At 73.9% G+C, this 17,610-nt stretch carries 19 protein-coding genes; 5 read left to right on the top strand and 14 right to left on the bottom strand.

Going from position 1 to position 17,610, the window contains the following annotated elements; all coding sequences use genetic code 11:
- Window positions 1-90: 90 nt before the first annotated feature.
- From GCU67_RS12005 to GCU67_RS11985, 6 genes are all read right to left on the bottom strand, one after another.
- Window positions 91-1,386 carry a PhoH family protein gene (locus tag GCU67_RS12005; RefSeq protein WP_163611452.1) on the bottom strand — a complete coding sequence of 432 codons (1,296 nt, stop codon included), beginning with the start codon at window positions 1,384-1,386 and terminating at the stop codon, window positions 91-93.
- A gap of 222 nt (window positions 1,387-1,608) precedes the next feature.
- On the bottom strand, window positions 1,609-2,394 hold the full coding sequence (locus GCU67_RS12000) for an ABC transporter permease (RefSeq protein WP_163611451.1): 786 nt from the start codon (window positions 2,392-2,394) through the stop codon (window positions 1,609-1,611).
- Window positions 2,391-3,383 carry an ATP-binding cassette domain-containing protein gene (locus GCU67_RS11995; protein ID WP_163611450.1) on the bottom strand — a complete coding sequence of 331 codons (993 nt, stop codon included), beginning with the start codon at window positions 3,381-3,383 and terminating at the stop codon, window positions 2,391-2,393. The genes GCU67_RS12000 and GCU67_RS11995 overlap by 4 nt, the downstream gene beginning before the upstream one ends.
- 43 nt (window positions 3,384-3,426) lie before the next feature.
- Window positions 3,427-3,603 carry a hypothetical protein gene (locus GCU67_RS21155; RefSeq protein WP_170311047.1) on the bottom strand — a complete coding sequence of 59 codons (177 nt, stop codon included), beginning with the start codon at window positions 3,601-3,603 and terminating at the stop codon, window positions 3,427-3,429.
- Complete coding sequence (locus tag GCU67_RS11990; protein ID WP_163611449.1) at window positions 3,600-4,817, bottom strand: DUF885 domain-containing protein; 1,218 nt, start codon at window positions 4,815-4,817, stop codon at window positions 3,600-3,602. Before GCU67_RS11990 ends, GCU67_RS21155 begins: the two co-directional genes overlap by 4 nt.
- 44 nt (window positions 4,818-4,861) lie before the next feature.
- Window positions 4,862-5,641, bottom strand: a complete 780-nt coding sequence (locus GCU67_RS11985; RefSeq protein WP_163611448.1) for an isoprenyl transferase — start codon at window positions 5,639-5,641, stop codon at window positions 4,862-4,864.
- A gap of 115 nt (window positions 5,642-5,756) precedes the next feature.
- Here GCU67_RS11985 and trhA point away from each other — a divergent pair, with 115 nt between their 5' ends.
- On the top strand, window positions 5,757-6,584 hold the full coding sequence (gene trhA, locus GCU67_RS11980; RefSeq protein WP_163611447.1) for a PAQR family membrane homeostasis protein TrhA: 828 nt from the start codon (window positions 5,757-5,759) through the stop codon (window positions 6,582-6,584).
- An 82-nt stretch (window positions 6,585-6,666) separates the two neighbouring features.
- On the opposite strand, the gene GCU67_RS11975 is transcribed toward trhA, so the two are convergent.
- Both GCU67_RS11975 and GCU67_RS11970 read right to left on the bottom strand, forming a co-directional pair.
- Window positions 6,667-7,917: a geranylgeranyl reductase family protein gene (locus tag GCU67_RS11975; protein WP_163611446.1), complete on the bottom strand. Its 1,251-nt coding sequence runs from the start codon at window positions 7,915-7,917 to the stop codon at window positions 6,667-6,669.
- A gap of 42 nt (window positions 7,918-7,959) precedes the next feature.
- On the bottom strand, window positions 7,960-8,538 hold the full coding sequence (locus GCU67_RS11970) for a hypothetical protein (RefSeq protein WP_163611445.1): 579 nt from the start codon (window positions 8,536-8,538) through the stop codon (window positions 7,960-7,962).
- Window positions 8,539-8,807: 269 nt separating this feature from the next.
- Here GCU67_RS11970 and GCU67_RS11965 point away from each other — a divergent pair, with 269 nt between their 5' ends.
- Window positions 8,808-9,368, top strand: coding sequence for an AMIN-like domain-containing (lipo)protein (locus tag GCU67_RS11965; RefSeq protein WP_163611444.1), 561 nt, complete (start codon window positions 8,808-8,810; stop codon window positions 9,366-9,368).
- Window positions 9,369-9,389: 21 nt separating this feature from the next.
- On the opposite strand, the gene GCU67_RS11960 is transcribed toward GCU67_RS11965, so the two are convergent.
- Window positions 9,390-9,731 carry a hypothetical protein gene (locus tag GCU67_RS11960; protein ID WP_163611443.1) on the bottom strand — a complete coding sequence of 114 codons (342 nt, stop codon included), beginning with the start codon at window positions 9,729-9,731 and terminating at the stop codon, window positions 9,390-9,392.
- Window positions 9,728-10,615, bottom strand: a complete 888-nt coding sequence (mca, locus tag GCU67_RS11955) for a mycothiol conjugate amidase Mca (RefSeq protein ID WP_163611442.1) — start codon at window positions 10,613-10,615, stop codon at window positions 9,728-9,730. The genes GCU67_RS11960 and mca overlap by 4 nt, the downstream gene beginning before the upstream one ends.
- Before the next feature lie 237 nt (window positions 10,616-10,852).
- On the opposite strand from mca, the gene greA reads away from it, so the two are divergent.
- From greA to GCU67_RS11940, 3 genes are read left to right on the top strand one after another with little or no spacing between them, the layout of a single operon-like run.
- On the top strand, window positions 10,853-11,359 hold the full coding sequence (gene greA / locus GCU67_RS11950) for a transcription elongation factor GreA (protein WP_163611441.1): 507 nt from the start codon (window positions 10,853-10,855) through the stop codon (window positions 11,357-11,359).
- An 8-nt stretch (window positions 11,360-11,367) separates the two neighbouring features.
- Window positions 11,368-11,712, top strand: a complete 345-nt coding sequence (locus GCU67_RS11945) for an RNHCP domain-containing protein (RefSeq protein WP_163611440.1) — start codon at window positions 11,368-11,370, stop codon at window positions 11,710-11,712.
- A 39-nt stretch (window positions 11,713-11,751) separates the two neighbouring features.
- Complete coding sequence (locus GCU67_RS11940) at window positions 11,752-11,982, top strand: hypothetical protein (RefSeq protein ID WP_163611439.1); 231 nt, start codon at window positions 11,752-11,754, stop codon at window positions 11,980-11,982.
- Window positions 11,983-12,103: 121 nt separating this feature from the next.
- Here the strand turns inward: GCU67_RS11940 and GCU67_RS11935 are convergent, their stop codons facing one another.
- The 4 genes from GCU67_RS11935 to ilvA form a co-directional block, all read right to left on the bottom strand.
- Window positions 12,104-14,182, bottom strand: coding sequence for a M3 family metallopeptidase (locus tag GCU67_RS11935; protein ID WP_163611438.1), 2,079 nt, complete (start codon window positions 14,180-14,182; stop codon window positions 12,104-12,106).
- Between the two features lie 202 nt (window positions 14,183-14,384).
- Window positions 14,385-15,188, bottom strand: coding sequence for an ABC transporter permease (locus GCU67_RS11930; protein WP_163611437.1), 804 nt, complete (start codon window positions 15,186-15,188; stop codon window positions 14,385-14,387).
- Window positions 15,185-16,186: an ATP-binding cassette domain-containing protein gene (locus tag GCU67_RS11925; protein WP_163611436.1), complete on the bottom strand. Its 1,002-nt coding sequence runs from the start codon at window positions 16,184-16,186 to the stop codon at window positions 15,185-15,187. The genes GCU67_RS11930 and GCU67_RS11925 overlap by 4 nt, the downstream gene beginning before the upstream one ends.
- 166 nt (window positions 16,187-16,352) lie before the next feature.
- Entirely contained in the window at window positions 16,353-17,579 is a 1,227-nt protein-coding gene (ilvA, locus tag GCU67_RS11920; RefSeq protein ID WP_338104958.1) for a threonine ammonia-lyase, read from the bottom strand.
- Between the last annotated feature and the right edge of the window lie 31 nt (window positions 17,580-17,610).

The following is a 17,610-nucleotide window of genomic DNA, read 5'->3' as shown; positions in this document are numbered from 1 at the left end:
GGCCGCTCTCGCTGACCGCACTGCACGGTCTTCAGTCGCTGTGCACGTGCTGCACCACGTGCACAGCGACCGGAGTGCGGGCAACGTGGGTCAGAGCGGGAGGTCCTCCAGCATCTCGGTGACCAGGGCGGCGATCGGGGAGCGCTCGGAGCGGGTCAGGGTGATGTGGGCGAAGAGGGGATGTCCCTTCAGGGCCTCGATCACCGCGGTGACGCCGTCGTGGCGGCCGACGCGGAGGTTGTCCCGCTGGGCGACGTCGTGGGTCAGGACGACGCGGGAGTTGGTGCCCAGCCGCGACAGCACGGTCAGCAGCACCCCGCGCTCCAGCGACTGCGCCTCGTCGACGATGACGAACGAGTCGTGCAGCGACCGGCCGCGGATGTGGGTCAGCGGCAGCACCTCGATCAGCCCGCGGGCGACGATCTCGTCCAGCACGGCGGCGGAGACCAGCGCGCCGAGGGTGTCGAAGACCGCCTGCGCCCAGGGCGCCATCTTCTCGTCCCCGCCGCCCGGCAGGTACCCGAGTTCCTGGCCACCGACGGCGTACAGCGGCCGGAAGATGACGACCTTCTTGTGCGCCCGGCGCTCCATCACCGACTCCAGGCCGGCGCACAGCGCGAGCGCGGACTTGCCGGTGCCGGCGCGACCGCCCATCGACACGATGCCGATCTCGGGGTCCATCAGCAGGTCCAGGGCGATCCGCTGCTCGGCCGAGCGGCCGTGCAGCCCGAAGGCGTCGCGGTCGCCGCGGACCAGCCGCACCGACTTGTCCGGGGCCACCCGCCCGAGCGCCGAGCCCCGCCCGCTCATCAGCACCAGCCCGGTGTGGGTGGGCAGCTCGGCGGCGGCCGGGACGTGCGCCGTCCCGTGCTCGTAGAGGGCCTGGATCTCCTCCTCCTCCAACCCCAGCTCGGTCATCCCGGTCCAGCCGGCGTCGACGGCGCCCAGCGCCCGGTACTCGTCGGTCTGCAAGCCCAGGGCGGCGGCCTTGACCCGCAGCGGCACGTCCTTGGTCACCAGGCAGACGTCCTTGCCGTCCGCGCGGAGGTTGAGCGCCACGACCATGATCCGGCTGTCGTTGCTGTCGTTGCGGAAGCCGGCGGGCAGCACCGAGGAGTCGCTGTGGTTGAGCTCGACGTGCAGCGTGCTGCCGGCGTCACCGACCGGGACGGGGGCGTCCAGCCGGCCGTGCAGGACCCTCAGGTCGTCGAGCGCGCGCAGCGTCTGCCGGGCGAACCACCCGAGTTCGGGGTGGTCGCGCTTGGCCTCGAGTTCGCTGATGACCACCAGGGGCAGCACCACGTCGTGCCCCTCGAAGCGCAGCAGCGCGCCCGGGTCGGAGAGCAGGACGGAGGTGTCGAGGACGAACGTGCGGCGCGTGGTCACGAATCGGCTCCCGTGGGGCGCACAGCGCGCCCCGGCTCGAAGGCGGCCGGGCCCCGGCGCTGGGGCCAGGACGCGGCCCCTCTGGTAGACGAACTCCGTCGCACCAACCGGGCCTCCCGTGGACGACGAGGTGAGCTCGTCCTCCACCCCGGACGCTAGGCGTTCCCACCGACAGGAACACCCCCCTGACACGCGATCGTGTGACAGGAGCGAGTGAGTTCGTCAGCTGGACTCCTGCCGGAAACGTCGGACGCCGAACCACCACCCGGCCACGCCCATCGCGACGGTCAGCCCGAGGCCCCACCACACGGTGCCGCTGGAGTAGTCGCCGTCGAACAGCGAGCGGGTGCCCTCCACGACGTGCTTGAGCGGGTTGACGTCGCTGACCGCCTGCAGCCAGCCCGGGGCCAGCGTCATCGGCAGCAGGATCCCCGACAGCAGCAGCACCGGCAGGACGACGGCGTTGAGCAGCGGGGCGAAGGCGTCCTCGCTCTTCAGCGTCAGGGCGAGTGCGTAGGACACCGACGCGAACGCCGCACCCAGCAGGCCGATGACCACCAGCGTGGCGACGACGCCGAGCAGCGGGGCCCGCAGCCCGAGCGGGATCGCGACCAGCACCAGCAGCGTGCCCTGGACCAGCAGGACGACGACGTCGCGCAGCACCCGGCCCAGCAACAGCGCGGTGCGGCTGGCCGGGGTGACCCGCTGGCTCTCGATGACCCCGGCCCGGTACTCGGCGATCAGCCCGAACCCGACGAACAGCGCACCGAAGATGCCCAGCTGCACGAGGATCCCGGGGACGAACACCTGGTAGGCGTTGGCCGCCCCCAGCTGCCCGGACAGCGGCTCGAGCAACGGGCCGAACAGCAGGATGTACAGGACGGGCTGCATCAGGCTGATCACCAGCCAGGCCGGGTTGCGCAGCGACATCCGCATGGCCCGGGCGAAGACCGTGTACGTGTCCCGGGCCAGGTTGCTGGTCGCGAGCTCGCTCGTGGTGGTGGTCATCGCGCGGTCTCCAGCTGCTCGGCGCGGCGGGCGGGCGCGGACTCCTCGCGCAGGGACCGGCCGGTGAGGCCGAGGAACACGTCGTCCAGGCTGGGCCGCCGGCTCTCGATGCCGGCCACCGCGACCCCGGCGGCGTCCAGCTCGCGCACCAGGGCGACCAGCGCGGCGCCGCCGTGTGGCGCCCGGCCGACCACCCGGGTGTCGGTGACCTGCGGCGCCTCGGCCCCGGGCAGGGCGGCCATCAGCGCCGCCACCTGGCCCGCCTGCTCGGCGCGCTCGACGGTCACGGTCAGCACGTCTCCGCCGACGTCGGACTTCAGCTCGTCCGGCGTCCCGCTGGCGACGATGGAGCCCGCGTCGATGACCAGGATCCGGTCGCAGAGCGCGTCGGCCTCGTCGAGGTAGTGCGTGGTGAGGAAGACCGTCGTCCCGCGCTCCTCGCGCAGGCCGCGGATGTGCTGCCACAGGTTCGCCCGGGCCTGCGGGTCCAGCCCGGTCGTGGGCTCGTCGAGGAAGACCAGGCCGGGCACGTGCACCAGCCCCAGCGCGATGTCCAGCCGACGCCGCTGCCCGCCGGACATGGTCTTGGGCTGGCGCTCCCACAGACCGTCGAGGTCCAGGTCGCGGAACAGCTGCTTGCCCCGCGTGGTCGCCTGGGCGGTGCTGATGCCGTAGAGCCGGGCGTGGTCGACGACCTCCTCCCCGGCCCGCGCCTCGGGGGCGGTCGACCCGTTCTGGGAGACGTAGCCGATCCGGCGGCGCACCCCGACCGGGTCGCTGATCAGGTCACAGCCGGCCACCGTCGCGGTGCCCGAGGTGGGCACGAGCAGCGTGGTGAGCATGCGCAGGGTGGTGGTCTTGCCGGCGCCGTTGGGGCCGAGGAACCCCACGATCTCCCCGGCCTCGACGTCGAGGTCCACCCCGGCGACGGCGTGCACCTCCTGCTTCTTCTTGCGGAAGGTGCGGGCCAGGCCGCGGGCGTGGATCACGCCGCGCAGTGTCCACCCGGGCACCGACGGAAGTCGACCGTGTTCAGCCGTCCCGGCGGGGCCGGAGCGCGACCGCCGCCCAGACCACCGGCACGAGCAGCACCGGCCACATCAGGGGCAGGTCCCCGACCCACAGCAGCCCGAGGACCAGGAAGAGCAGCAGCCAGCCCGCCGTCCACAGGCCCAGCGTGCGCCGCTCCCCCGCCGTCCGGCGCGTCACGCGGCCGCGAGCTCGGCGCTGACCCCGGCCGGGGTCAGCGGCTCGTCGAGCAGGCGCAGGAAGCGGTCGGCCACCGGCTGCCCGGCCGGCCGGGCGGCCAGCCACGCGGCGAGCAGGTCGTAGCCCTCGACGTAGGTGGAGATGTAGGCCCGCCACAGCGGGTCGGTGAGGAAGCGCAACTGCTGCACCGCCCGGTCGTGGCTGACCAGGCCCCAGCGCTGCAGGTGGGCGGTGACCACGTCGGGGTCGGCGCGCCGGTCGTGCAGCAGGATCGCGGCGTCCTGGCGGACCCGGTTCAGCGGGGCCGCGGCGGCGGCGACCCGCTCGGCCAGGTGCCCGTCGAAGCGCAGCCCGAGGTCGCCGAGCACCTCGGCGGCCCACGGGCCCCAGCCCTCGCCGATCGCGGCCTCGACGCCGAGGTCGGCCAGCCCCTCGGCCATCAGGCACTCGGGGGTGTTGACCAGGAAGACGGTGTGCTCGACGTGGTGCTGACGCTCGACCAGGCCGACCTCCTTGCGGCAGTGCTCGGTGTGGTGGCCGGGGTAGGCCTCGTGCGCCACCAGGTGCGGCAGCTGGCTCAGCCGGTGCGGCAGGTCGGCGTTGATCGCCACCCGCGAGTGGAAGTCGCCCTCGTAGTAGTTGAAGCCCGACCACGGCTTGTCGGTGACCACCTCGTAGGTCACCGTCTCGGCCTCGGGCAGCCCGTACTGCGCCCGGACCCGGTCGCGCAGCGCCGAGGACAGCGCGTGCACCGCGGTCTCCAGCTTGGCCGGCGGGCACTCCTCGCGCCGGCGGTGCACCGCGTACCGCTCGGCCAGGTTGCCGCTGCCGGGCAGCAGCTGCTCGAGCTCGGCGTGCGCGGCGGCGTACTCGGCCGGGTCGCCCAGGCCGACCTGCACCTGGAAGTAGGCCGCGACCTCGTCGATGAAGCCCACCGGCTCCCCACCCAGCTTGCGGGCCGAGCACTCCAGGCCGGTCAGCTGCCCGCGCAGGAACGCCGTGCGCCCGGCCGGCAGGGCCGCGGAGTCGAGCTCCGCCAGCAGCCCGCGGGCCTGGTCGCGCAGCTGCGGCGCGGTGGGCGCCGGCTCGTCGGCGACCTGGGCCCGCACCCGCGGGTCGCCGGTGTAGGCATCGACGAACCCGGGCTCCAGCCGGTCGAAGCGCAGCCCCAGCCGCACGTACTCCAGGGGGACGTCGACCGCACCGGCTGCCATGTCTGCAGTCTCCCAGCCGGTTGCGCCGGACAAGGCCCGGGGCCTCAGCTGCCGAAGCGGCGGTGCCGGGCGGCGTAGGCCCGCAGCGCGCGCAGGAAGTCGACCCGGCGGAACTCCGGCCAGTAGACGTCGGTGAAGTAGAACTCCGAGTGCGCGGTCTGCCAGGTCAGGAAGCCCGACAGCCGCTGCTCGCCGCTGGTGCGGATCACCAGGTCGGGATCGGGCTGACCACGCGTGTACAGGTGCTCGGCGATGTGGTCGGCGTCCAGCACCTCGATCAGCTCCGGCAGCGTCGTTCCCCGCTCGGCGTGCTCGGCCAGCAGCGACCGGACGGCGTCGGCGATCTCCCGCCGCCCGCCGTAGCCGACCGCGAGGTTCACCGTGGCGCCGGGCCGGTCGCGGGTGTCGTGCTCGGACTGGGTGAGGACGGCGACGGTCTCGTCCGGCAGCAGCTCCAGGGCGCCGACCGCGCGCAGGTGCCAGCGCCGCGCCGGTCCGGCGAGGTCCTGCGCGACGCCCTCGATGATCCGCAGCAGCGGGGTGAGCTCGGGCTCGGGCCGGGTGAGGTTGTCGGTGGAGAGCAGGAAGAGGGTGACCACCTCGACCGCGGCCTCGTCGCACCAGGTGAGCAGGTCGGCGATCTTGTCCGCGCCGCGGCGGTGGCCCTCGCTGACGTCCTCCAGGCCGATGGCCTTCGCCCAGCGGCGGTTGCCGTCGATGATCACGCCCACGTGCCGCGGCGTGTCGGCACCCACCAGCCCACGGGCCAGCCGGTGCTCGTAGACGACCGTGAGCGCGTCCCGGATCCTCGCGCGCAGCCCCACGACCCCACAGTAGGTCCCCGTCCCCCGGACGGCTGGCGGCGGCCCGGCGCGGCTCCCGGCGACCTCACAGTCCACTCGGGATGACGGCGACCCGGGGGCTGCCTAACCTCGGGGCATGACCTCCTCCTCACACCGCGGGGACGACGTCCGGGTGACCGCCGACGGCGCCGAGCTCGAGGCCCCGCTCGGCCAGGCGCTGACGGTCGTCCGGGAGGAGGGCGAGCAGGTCGAGGCCCTCACCCACCAGGGCGAGCACCTGCTCACCGACTACGGCGACGCCGACTACGACCACCCCGACACCCGGCCGCGGATGCGCGGCTGGCTGCACCTGTTCGCCTTCTTCGGCTCGATCGTCGCCGGGGCGGTGCTCATCCCGCTGGCGTTCGCGCAGGGGGCGCGGGCCGGGTGGCCGGTGACCCTCTACTGCCTGACCATCCTGGGGCTGTTCGGCGTCAGCGCGCTGTACCACCGGCGGCGGTGGTCACCGCGCGGCTGGAAGTGGATGAAGCGCGCGGACCACTCGATGATCTTCGTGTTCATCGCCGGCACGTACACGCCCTTCGCCTTCCTGGCCGTCCCCGAACCGACCGGCTGGTGGCTGCTGGCCGGGGTCTGGACCGGCGCCGCCCTGGGCGTCGCGCTCAAGCTGGTCTGGCCGCACGCCCCGCGCTGGCTCGGCGTGCCGATCTACCTCGGCCTGGGCTGGGCGGCGCTGTTCGTGCTGGTCGACATCGTGCAGCAGGTCGGCGTGACGGCGATGGTGCTGCTGGCCGTCGGTGGCGTGCTCTACAGCATCGGCGCGGTCGCCTACGCGATGAAGCGGCCCAACCCGTGGCCGGGCACCTTCGGCTACCACGAGGTCTTCCACGCGATGACCATCGTGGCCGCCGCCTGCCACTACATCGCCGTCCACTTCACGATCTTCAACTCGCCCTTCGTCTGATGAAGGACCCTCCTGCCCCCCACCGCTCGCAGACTCGCGGCGGGCCCCTGCAGGAGGGCCACAGGGGCACGGGGGTCCTTCCTCAGGTGAAGGGCGGGCGGTGGTCCAGGCGCAGGGACGCGCGGCCGGCCAGCCGCCAGGCGCGGGCGACGACGTCCCGGTCGGACTCGGTGACCAGGTTGCCCATCACCCGCAGCGCCACGGTCATCAGCAGCTTCGACCGCATGCCCACCGGGCCGGCCGCCGGGAGCAGCCGCGGGACCGTGAGCAGCCCGGCCAGCCGGCGGGCGATGGAGAACGCCTCGCCGTAGTGCCGGCGCAGGGTGGCCGGCCAGGCCTGCGACCAGTCGTCCTCGCCGAACAGCCCGACCACCGAGCGGCCGGTCTCCAGGCCGTAGTCGATGCCCTCGCCGTTGAGCGGGTTGACGCAGCCGGCGGCGTCCCCGACCAGCGCCCAGTTGCGCCCGGCCACCCCGGACACGGCCCCGCCCATGGGCAGCAGGGCGGACGCCGGGGCCCGCACGGCGCCCTCGATCTGCCACTCCTCGCGCCGCTGGTCGGTGTAGAGCTCCAGCAGGCTGCGCAGCCGCACGTCGGCCGGGCGCTTCTCGGTGGCCAGCGTGCCGACCCCGACGTTCACCTCGCCGGCCGCCGCGCCCAGCGGGAAGACCCAGCCGTAGCCGGACAGCAGCTCACCCTCGGCGCCGCGGAGCTCGAGGTGGGAGGAGATCCACTCGTCGTCACTGCGGCCCGACGTCACGTAGCCGCGGGCGGCCACGCCGTAGGCGGTGTCCTGGTGCCACTCCCGGCCCAGCACCCGGCCCAGCGGGGAGCGGACGCCGTCGGCCACGACCAGCTTCCGGCAGCGCACCGTCGTCGTCGAGTCGTCGGGACGGCGGAACACCACCGCGGACACCCGGTCGCCGTCGCGCTCGACGTCCACGGCCCGGGCGCCCTCCAGCGGCGTCGCGCCGGCGTCCAGCGCGACCTGCCGGATGCCGGCGTCGAGCTCCGTCCGGGGCACCGCGCCGCCGTGGTCGGGCAGCCTGCCGCCGGGCCAGGGCAGCAGCAGCTCCTGGCCGAACCCGGCGGCACGCAGACCGCGGTTGCGGGCGTGCCCGCGGACCCAGTCTCCGAGCCCCAGCAGGTCCAGCTCGGCGATCGCCCGCGGGGTCAACCCGTCGCCGCAGGTCTTGTCCCGGGGGAACACCGCGGCGTCGGCCAGGACGACGTCGGCCCCGTCCCGGGCGGCCCAGGCCGCGGCCGCGGAGCCGGCCGGACCGGCACCGACCACGAGCACGTCGGTGTCGGTCGGGTCTGCGGTCTCAGGCACGCGGCCCAGTGTCCCCTGTCCGGCGACGGGCCCGGCGGACCGTCAGCGGGGACCGCGGGCGCGGACCTCCTCGACGTGGGCCATGGCCTCGCGCAGCTCGGTGAGCCAGTCGTCGCTGTGCTCACCGACCAGCCGGACGGCCCAGACCAGCGCCTCCGACCGGGACCGGGCGACCCCGGCGTCGACCAGGGTGTCCAGGACCATCCGCTCGGGCTGACGCAGCCGGGTCATCACCGGCACCGACAGGGTGGTGAACACCTCGCGGACGTCGCCGCAGGTGGCGCCCCAGGCGACCGACCGGCCGTAACGGGCCTGGGCGGCGTCGGCGATCTCCATCCGCTGGCCGCGGGTCTGCTCGCGGAAGCGGGCGATGCGGCCGGCGCGGGCCGCGGTCGGGTCGCCGTCACCGGCGTCGGGCTCGGGGACGGCGCCCACGACGGTGATCTCGTCGCGGTCGATGCTCAGCTCGACCGGGCCGGTGAACCACCCGTCGGGCAGCCGGCCGGCGAACCAGCCGGCGACCTCGGCGCGCTCGACCGGCGGTGGGGCGTCGGCAGAGCGGCCACGGGCCCGGCCACGGCCGGGGAAGCCCTCGGGCGGGAAACGGTGGTGTGCGTGCACGGGTTCCTCCTGACAGATGCGGACGACCCGACTGTAATCATGTAATCAGGTCGTCGACCGCTCCGTCGTTGCGCTCTCAGCGGACCCGCCGGTCACCGGTCGGGCACGGCCCGCGGCGACCACCGTCGACGGCGGTGGTGGACAACGACGACGAGATGTGACCAACGAGCACGCGCGGGTTCAGCGGTCATCACACCCCCGGGCACCTGGTGCCGACTGGCGTGTCGCAGGACGCTTGATGTGGCGCACATCACATCAGGAGGTCCGCCATGAACCGTCCCCGTCCCCTGTCCCGTCTCCTGCTCGTCCTCGCCGTGAGCGCGGGGTCCGTGCTGGGCCTCGTCGGCCCTGCCACGGCCGCGGCCCCGTACTGCGGCCTCACCTGGGGCTCCAGCCCCGAGACCGACGCCGGCACGTCGGCCAGCGTCGCCGTGACCGGTGTCCGCGCCGGGCAGCACGCCTGCTTCGACCGGTTGGTGGTCGACCTCCGCGGCCGCCCACTCGGTGGGTACGACGTCCGGTACGTCCCGGTCGTCCACCGGGACGGCTCAGGAGCGCCGGTGCGCGTCCTCGGCGGCGCCGCGCTGCAGGTCGTGGTGCACGCACCGGCGTACGACACCGCCGGCAGGCCGACCGTGCACGTGCCCGACGAGCGTGTCGTGGTGCCGGTGACCGGCTTCCGCACGCTCCGCCAGGTGGCGTCGGCGGGGAGCTTCGAGGGCTACACAACCCTCGCCGTCGGGACCCGCGCGAGGCTGCCCTTCCGGGTCCTCGTGCTCCCCGGCACCGCCGGTGACCGACTGGTCATCGACGTGGCGCACCGCTGGTAGACCGCGGGCAGCGGCCGGCCGTCAGCCCCGGGGCTGCGGCCGGCCGTCGTCCTCGGGGCGCGGCGGCTCGATGGCCAGCGGCGCCCGACGCAGGGTGTCCAGCAGCTCCTGCCCCGGCTGCGGGGCCGGCCGCGACCGCGGGCCGTCGATCAGCTCCGCGGGGCTGTCGGGCACCGCCACCGGCTGGTCGGCCGGGTCGAAGCTCACCGGCACGCGCTTGATGTGCCGGCCCATCGACCGGCCCAGCCCCAGGACGACGATGAGCAGCACGACCATCAGCAGCAGCCCCAGCGGGCCGGCCTTGCCGACGTCCTCGGGCACCTGCTGCTGGGCAGCGGCCAGGACCGTCCACGCCCCGGTCACGAGACGCGCTCGGAGGTGCGGACGCCGGCGAACAGGTCGTCCTCGGGCGTCGGGGCGTCGACCACCGAGCGCACCAGCTCGTAGTCCTCGGTCGGCCAGGTCTGCGTCTGCAGGTCCAGCGGCACGGAGAACCAGCGTCCGGTCGGGTCGATCTGCGTGGCGTGGGCGATCAGCGCGGCGTCACGCACCGGGAAGTACTCGGCGCACGGCACCCGCGTGGTCACCCGGTGGGAGATGTCGTTGGCCGGGTCCCAGGTGGCCAGCCACTCCGTGTAGGGCGACTCACCGCCGTTGGCCAGTACCGCCTCGTGCAGCGCCTTCGTGCGCGGGAGGGTGAAGCCCATCTGGTAGTAGACCTTGCTGACCTGCCAGGGCTCGCCCAGGTCGGGGTACCGGTCGGGGTCGGCGGCGGCCTCGAAGGCATACATCGAGATCTCGTGGGTCTTGATGTGGTCGGGGTGCGGGTAGCCGCCGCGCTCGTCGTAGGTGGTCATCACCTGCGGCTTAAAGCGGCGGATCAGCTCGACCAGCGGCGCGGCGGCCTCCTCGAGGGGCACCAGCGCGAAGCAGCCCTCCGGCAGCGGGGGCAGCGGGTCGCCCTCGGGCAGGCCGGAGTCGACGAAGCCGAGGAACTCCTGCTCCACGCCGAGGATCTCGCGGGCACGGTCCATCTCCGCCGCGCGGATCTCGGCCATCCGCTCCCAGACCTCGGGGCGGTCCATCGCCGGGTTGAGCACCGAGCCGCGCTCACCGCCGGTGCAGGTGGCCACCAGGACGCGGACGCCCTCGGCGACGTACTTGGCCATGGTCGCGGCGCCCTTGCTCGACTCGTCGTCGGGGTGGGCGTGCACCGCGAGCAGGCGCAACTGGTCCGGTTCGGTCACGTTCTCTCCTCGCTGCGCCCGTCGGGCCCGTGCCCGTCGATGCCGTGCTGCTGGCCTCCCATCATCCCCCTCCCCCGGGCTCTCCGGCCGGGCACCCTGGCCTTCCCGGTGTGCCCCGCACCACGTCGGCGTCCACCGGACGGCTGCACCCGGTCACCTGCCGGTGTTAGGTTGCCCGGATTGACCAGAGAGGACCCCCGTCGCACGGGGTCCTCTCATGAGCACCGGGAGTCATCCGTGGGATCCCCCACCGACCAGCGTGACCAGGGCGTCTGGCTGACCCAGGAGGCCCATGACCGGCTGCGGGCCGAGCTCGACCAGCTGATCGCCAACCGCCCGGCCATGGCCAAGGAGATCAACGACCGCCGCGAGGAGGGCGACCTCAAGGAGAACGGCGGTTACCACGCGGCGCGCGAGGAGCAGGGCAAGGCCGAGGGCCGCATCCGCCAGCTCACCGACCTGCTGCGCAAGGCCCAGGTCGGCGCCGCGCCCACCGAGGCCACCAACGCCGCCCTCGGCACGGTCATCACCATCGCCTTCGACGGCGACGAGGACGACACCGAGAAGTTCCTGCTGGGCTCGCGCGAGATCGCCGGCACGACCGACCTCACCGTCTACTCCCCCGAGTCGGCGCTGGGCGCGGCGATCATCGGGGCCGAGCCGGGCGCAACGGTCACCTACACCGCCCCCAACGGCAAGACGATCTCGGTCAAGGTCCTGGCCGTCGAGCCGTTCGTCCCCTGATCGAGCGCGTGACCAGCACGGTGGACGGCGGGCGGGCCCGCGGGCGACGGGCGGAGAACACCGACTTCGTCTGCGGGCACTGCTCGACCCTGGTGCCGGCCAACACCGACGGCCACTACCGCAACCACTGCCCGTGGTGCCTGTGGTCGCTGCACGTCGACGAGCTGCCCGGCGACCGGGCCAGCGAGTGCCGGCAGCTGATGGAGCCGATCGGCCTGGTGGAGAAGTCGGGCAAGGGCTGGCAGGTGGTGCACCGCTGCACCGCCTGCGGCCACCGCCAGCCCAACCGGTTGGTGCGCGACGGCGCCGCCCCCGACGACCTGGACCTGGTGCTCGGGCTCCCTTGGCTCTGAGGTCACCGGGCACGGGGGTGGCTTCGTAGGCTGCGCGCCATGTCCAGGCGCCTGACGACCCTGCTGGTCCTGCTCCTGGTGCTCGCGGCGGCGGGCACGAGCGGGTGCTCCTACCGGGAGCGCGTCTGCAGCTCCGGCGAGCACCCGGTGCGCACCGTGGACCCCTCGGACGCCGGACTGGCCTGCGCCCCGGACGGCGAGGAGCCACCGCCGGGGTACGAGGACTTCCCCGCCGGCGAGGCGCCGGAGTACGTCGACGACGTGTACTGATCCTCGCTCCCCCGGCCCGCCCCCACTCCTGCGGTCCTGCCCGACCGCAGGAGCGACAGGAAGACCGCAGGCAGCCGCGACGACGGGCCCCTCGGACGTCGTCCGCGGGGCCCGCTTGCGGTCAGGCCGGGGTGAGGCCCCGGCGGCGGAGCAGCGGGCCGGTGTCGGCGTCCCGGCCGCGCACCGCGCGGAAGGCACCCAGCGGGTCGACCGAACCGCCGCGGGAGAGCAGCCGGCCGCGGAAGACGTCGCCGTTCTCCCGGCGCAGCCCGCCGTTCTCCTTGAACCACTCCACGGTGTCGGCGTCCAGCACCTCCGACCAGATGTAGGAGTAGTAGCCGGCTGAGTAACCGCCGGCGAAGACGTGCTGGAAGTACGTCGACCGGTAGCGCGGGGGCACCAGGTCGAAGGCGACGCCGGCGTCGGCCAGCGCCCGGGCCTCGAACGCCTGGGCGTCGGTGACCTCGGCGTCCGGGGTGAGCCGGTGCCACGCCTGGTCCAGCAGCGTGGCGCCGAGGTACTCGACGGTGGCGAAGCCCTCGCCCCACAGCGCGGCGGCCTCCATCGCGTCGACGGCGTCCTGCGCCAGCGGCTCACCGGTCTCGACGTGCCGGGCGTAGTGCGCGAGCACCTCCGGCCACAGCGCCCACATCTCGTTGACCTGGCTGGGGTACTCCACGAAGTCGCGCGGCACGCTGGTGCCCGAGAACCGCGGGTAGGTGACGGCGGAGAACAGCCCGTGCAGCGCGTGGCCGAACTCGTGGAACAGGGTGGTGACCTCCGACATCGTCAGCAGCGTGGGCTGCCCGGCCGCGGCCCGGGTCACGTTGAGGCAGTTGAAGACGACCGGGCGGTTGCCCAGCAGCTCCGACTGGTCGACGAAGGAGCTCATCCAGGCCCCGCCGCGCTTGCCGTCGCGGGCGAAGAAGTCGCCGAGGTAGAGCCCGACCGCAGCGCCGTCGGGCCCGAACACCTCCCAGACCCGGACGTCGGGGTGGTAGCCCTGCAGGTCCGGGCGCGGGGTGAACGTGTAGCCGTAGAGCAGCTCGGCGGCCCGGAAGACGCCGTCGACGAGCACCCGGTCGAGCTCGAACCACGGCCGCAGGGCACCGCTGTCGACGGCGTAGCGCTCGGCGCGGACCCGCTCGGAGTAATAGGCCCAGTCCCAGGCGGCCAGCTCGACGCCGTCGGCGGCGGCGAGCTCGGCGAGCACCTCGGCCTCGGCGTGCGCGTTGGCCGTCGCCGGCGCGACCAGCGCACCGAGCAGCTCGTCGACGGCGGCGGAGGTGCGCGCGGTCTGGTCGGCGGCGATCAGGTCGGCGTGGGTGTCGAACCCGAGCAGCCGGGCGCGGACGGCGCGCAGGTGGGCCATCTTCGCAGCGATCGGCCCGTTGTCGTGCTCGCCGGAGGACGCGCGGGTGAGCGAGGCCTGGTGCAGCCGGTGCCGCAGCTCCCGGTCGCGCAGCTTGGCCATCGCCGGCTGACCGGAGGGCAGCACCAGGGTGAGCAGGAAGCCCTCCTGCCCGCGCTCGGTGGCCGCCCCAGCGGCGGCCTCGACCTCGGCCGGGCTCAGACCGTCGAGCTCGGCGGCGTCGGTGACCAGCACCGCGGCGGCCTCGGTGGCCACCACCAGGTTCTGCCCGAAGGTGGTGGACAGCTCCGACAGCCGCTGGTTGAGCTCGCGGAGCTGCGCGCGCCCGGCCTCGTCCAGTCCGGCACCGGCCAGCACGAAGTCCAGGTGGTACCGCTCGACCAGGCGCAGGGACTCCTCGTCCAGCCCGGCCTCGTGCCGGCCGGCGTGAACGGCGTCGATCCGGGCGAACAGCGCCGGGTCCAGCCGCAGCGCGTCGGAGTGCGCGGCCGACAGCGGCGCCACCTCGCGCTCGATCCCGCGCAGCTCGTCGCTGGACATCGACGACGACAGGTTCCAGAAGACCGCCTCGGCCCGGCCCAGCAGCGCACCGGAGCGCTCCAGGGCGACCACGGTGTTGTCGAAGCTGGGAGCGGCCGGGTCGGCGAGCAGCGCGGCGACCTCGGCCCGCTGGGCCGCCATCCCGGCCACCAGCGCCTCGCGGCAGTGCTCGAGGGTGATGTCGGCGAACGGCGGCAGCGCGTAGGGCAGCGTCGAGGGGGCCGCGAACGGGTTGGCCGGGGACAGGGGCTCGGGTGCCGGCGCGGCGGCCGGTTCAGCGGTGCTCATCGCCCCCATCTTCGCCCCGCACCCCGGCCGGCCGTCACCTGGACGACCGGCCGGCCACGACGCCCCCGCCGTCGGCCTCGGCCACGAGTCCCGCCGTCGGGCTCGCTGTGAGGTCCGCCGCGAGTGGACGGACCCCGTCCTCCTCGTCCCTCGCGTGCTCGGGACGAGCCCCGGGACGTGGCCGGGACAGCGAGGCCCTTCGTCAGCGCGTGCTGCGCAGGTACGCCCGCACCGACAGCGGGATGAACACCGCGAGGATCGCGGCGGCCCACAGCAGCGTGTAGAGCACCGGGTTCTGCAGCGACCAGGCCGCGGGCTCCGGCGCGCTGGCCGGGATGTTGCCGAACAGCTCACGGGAGGCCTGGGTGACCGTGGAGACCGGGTTCCACTCGGCGAAGCGCCGCAACGCCGTCGGGAAGCTCTCCAGCGGCACGAACGTGTTGGCGATGAACGTCAGCGGGAAGATCACGATGAAGCTGGCGTTGTTGACCACCTCGGGGGTGCGCACCAGCAGCCCGACCAGCGCCATGAGCCAGGAGATCGCGTAGGCGAAGACCAGCAGGATGAGGAAGCCGCCGATCGCCCCGGCGATCGAGCTGTTGATCCGCCAGCCCACGACCAGCCCGGTCAGCGCCATCACCATGATGGAGAAGGCGTTGAGCCCCAGGTCGGCGACCGTGCGGCCGATCAGCACCGCCGAGCGCGACATGGGCAGCGACCGGAACCGGTCGATGAGGCCCTTCTGCATGTCGTCGGCGAGGCTCGCGCCGGTGATCGTGGACCCGAAGATGACCGTCTGGGCGAAGATCCCGGGCAGCAGGAACTCGGCGTAGGTGATGCCGTCGGGCAGGTTGATCGCGCCACCGAAGACGTACCGGAAGAGCACCACGAACATGATCGGCGAGAGGGTCGCGGCGACGATCAGGTCGGGCACCCGCTTGACCTTGATCAGGTTGCGCCGGGTGATGACGATGCTGTCGGAGACGGTCTCGGCCAGGGTGGTCATCGGGGGGCTCCTGCGCTGACGGTGTCGTGCTCGGCGGGATCGGCGGCCGGCTGGGCGTCCTCGGCGCTGTGGCCGGTGAGGGTGAGGAAGACGTCGTCGAGGTCGGGGCGGCGGAGTCCGATGTCGAGGATCTCGGCCCGGACGCCGGACAGCCGGCGGAGGGCCTCGGCGAGGGTGTCGGTACCGCCGGTGACCGGCACCGACAGCCGGCGGGTCTGCGGGTCGGCCTGCAGCTCGCCGTGCGCCAGCGGCCGCAGCGCCTCGCTGACCGCCGCCAGTTGCTCGGCGGTGCGCACGGTGAGCTCGAGCCGCTCGCCGCCGACCTGGGCCTTGAGCTCGTCGGCGGTGCCGCGGGCGATGACGCGGCCCTTGTCGATGACCACCATCCGGTCGGCGAGGCGGTCGGCCTCCTCCAGGTACTGGGTGGTGAGCAGGATCGTCGTCCCGTCGTGGACCAGGTCGGCGATGAACTCCCACATGCCCAGCCGGCTGCGCGGGTCGAGCCCGGTGGTGGGCTCGTCGAGGAAGAGCACCCGTGGCCGGGCGATCAGCGAGGCGGCGATGTCGAGCCGGCGGCGCATGCCCCCGGAGTAGGTCTTGGCCGGACGCCCGGCGGCGTCGACCAGGTCGAAGCGCTCCAGCAGCTCCCCGGCCCGGGTGCGGGACTCCTTGGCGCTGAGCCGGTACAGCCGCCCGACCATCTCCAGGTTCTCCCGGCCGGTCAGGTACTCGTCGACGGCGGCGTACTGACCGGTGAGCCCGATCGTGGCGCGCACCTGGCCGGCCTGGGTGACGACGTCGAGGCCGTTGACCTCGGCGCGGCCGGCGTCGGGGCGCAGCAGGGTGCTGAGGATCCGGACGACGGTGGTCTTGCCCGCCCCGTTGGGACCCAGCAGCCCGAGGACGGTGCCCTCGGACACGGTGAGGTCGACCCCACCGAGCGCGGTGTTCTCCCCGAAGCGCTTGACCAGCCCCTCGACGACGACGGCGTTGTTCATGCCGCGCACGGTAGGGCTCCCTGCCGACACTTCTCACGGGGTCTTCCGGTGACCCGGCGGGTCCGTTGCATGAGCACTCCTCCAACGACGCACGGTCCACCCGCCGCCAGGTGCGGCGGCGGGTCAGGGGTGGGGACCGGCGCCGCCGGGGGAACTCATCGGTGGGTCAGTCGACGCTCACCGGGTAGCCGGCCGCGGACAGGGCGGCAAGCACGTCGCGGGCGTGGTCGGGGCCCTGGGTCTCCACGTGGACGCCCACCAGCACCTCACCGAGGTCGAGCGCCGGCGTCGTCCGCTCGTGCTCGACGGACAGGACGTTGGCCCGCAGCCCGGCCAGCTCGCGCAGCAACCCGGCCAGCGAGCCGGGCCGGTCGGGCACCGTCACCCGCAGCGACAGGTAGCGGCCGGCCGCGGTCATGCCGTGCTGGACGACCTTCATCATCAGCACCGGGTCGATGTTGCCGCCGGAGACGACCGCGACCACGGGCGGGGCGAAGGCACCCGGGTCGGCGAGCACCGCCGCGACCGCGGCGACCCCGGCCGGCTCGACGACCAGCTTGGCCCGCTCGAGGCAGAACAGCAGCGCCCGGGACAGGTCGCCCTCGGTGACGGTCACGACGTCGTCGACCAGGCCGGCGACGTGGGCCAGGGTCAGGTCGCCGGGTGCGGCGACGGCGATGCCGTCGGCCATGGTGGTCATGGCGGCCAGCTGCACGGGGTGCCCGGCGGCCAGCGACGCGGGGAAGGCGGCAGCAGCGGCGGCCTGCACGGCGACCACCCGGACGTCGGGACGCCGGGCCTTGATCGCGGCCGCCATCCCCGACACCAGACCGCCGCCGCCGGTGCAGACGACGACCGTGGCGACCTCGGGGCACTGCTCGAGGACCTCCAGACCCACGGTGCCCTGCCCGGCGATGACGTCGGGGTGGTCGAAGGGGTGGATGAAGACCTTGCCCGTGGCGGCGGCGAACTCGACCGCCGACACCATCGCCTCGGTCAGCGTCGCCCCACCGAGCCGGGCCTCCGCGCCGTACCCACGGGTGGCGGCCACCTTGGGCAGCGGCGCGCTCTCGGGCATGAAGACCGTCGCCGCCGCACCCAGCTCGCGCGCGGCGAGCGCGACGCCCTGGGCGTGGTTGCCGGCGCTGGCGGCGACGACCCCGCGGGCGCGCTCAGCGTCGGTGAGCCGGGCGATCCGGGTGTAGGCACCGCGGATCTTGAAGGAGCCGGCCCGCTGCAGGTTCTCGCACTTGAGCCACACCGGACCGCCGACCCGGTCGGCCAGCGCACGGGAGTGCTCCAGTGGGGTGCGCCGGACGATGCCGGCGAGCAGCAGGGCGGCCGCCTCCACGTCGGCACCGCTGACCAGGGGCACTGCACCGGGGACGACCACCCGGTGATCCTCCCGCACGCGCGGTCGCCGG

This window comes from Modestobacter muralis (genome assembly GCF_010682105.1).
GTDB lineage: Bacteria > Actinomycetota > Actinomycetes > Mycobacteriales > Geodermatophilaceae > Modestobacter > Modestobacter muralis.
Note: the sequence above shows the minus strand (reverse complement) of the source record. Positions and strands in the feature narration are given on the sequence as shown.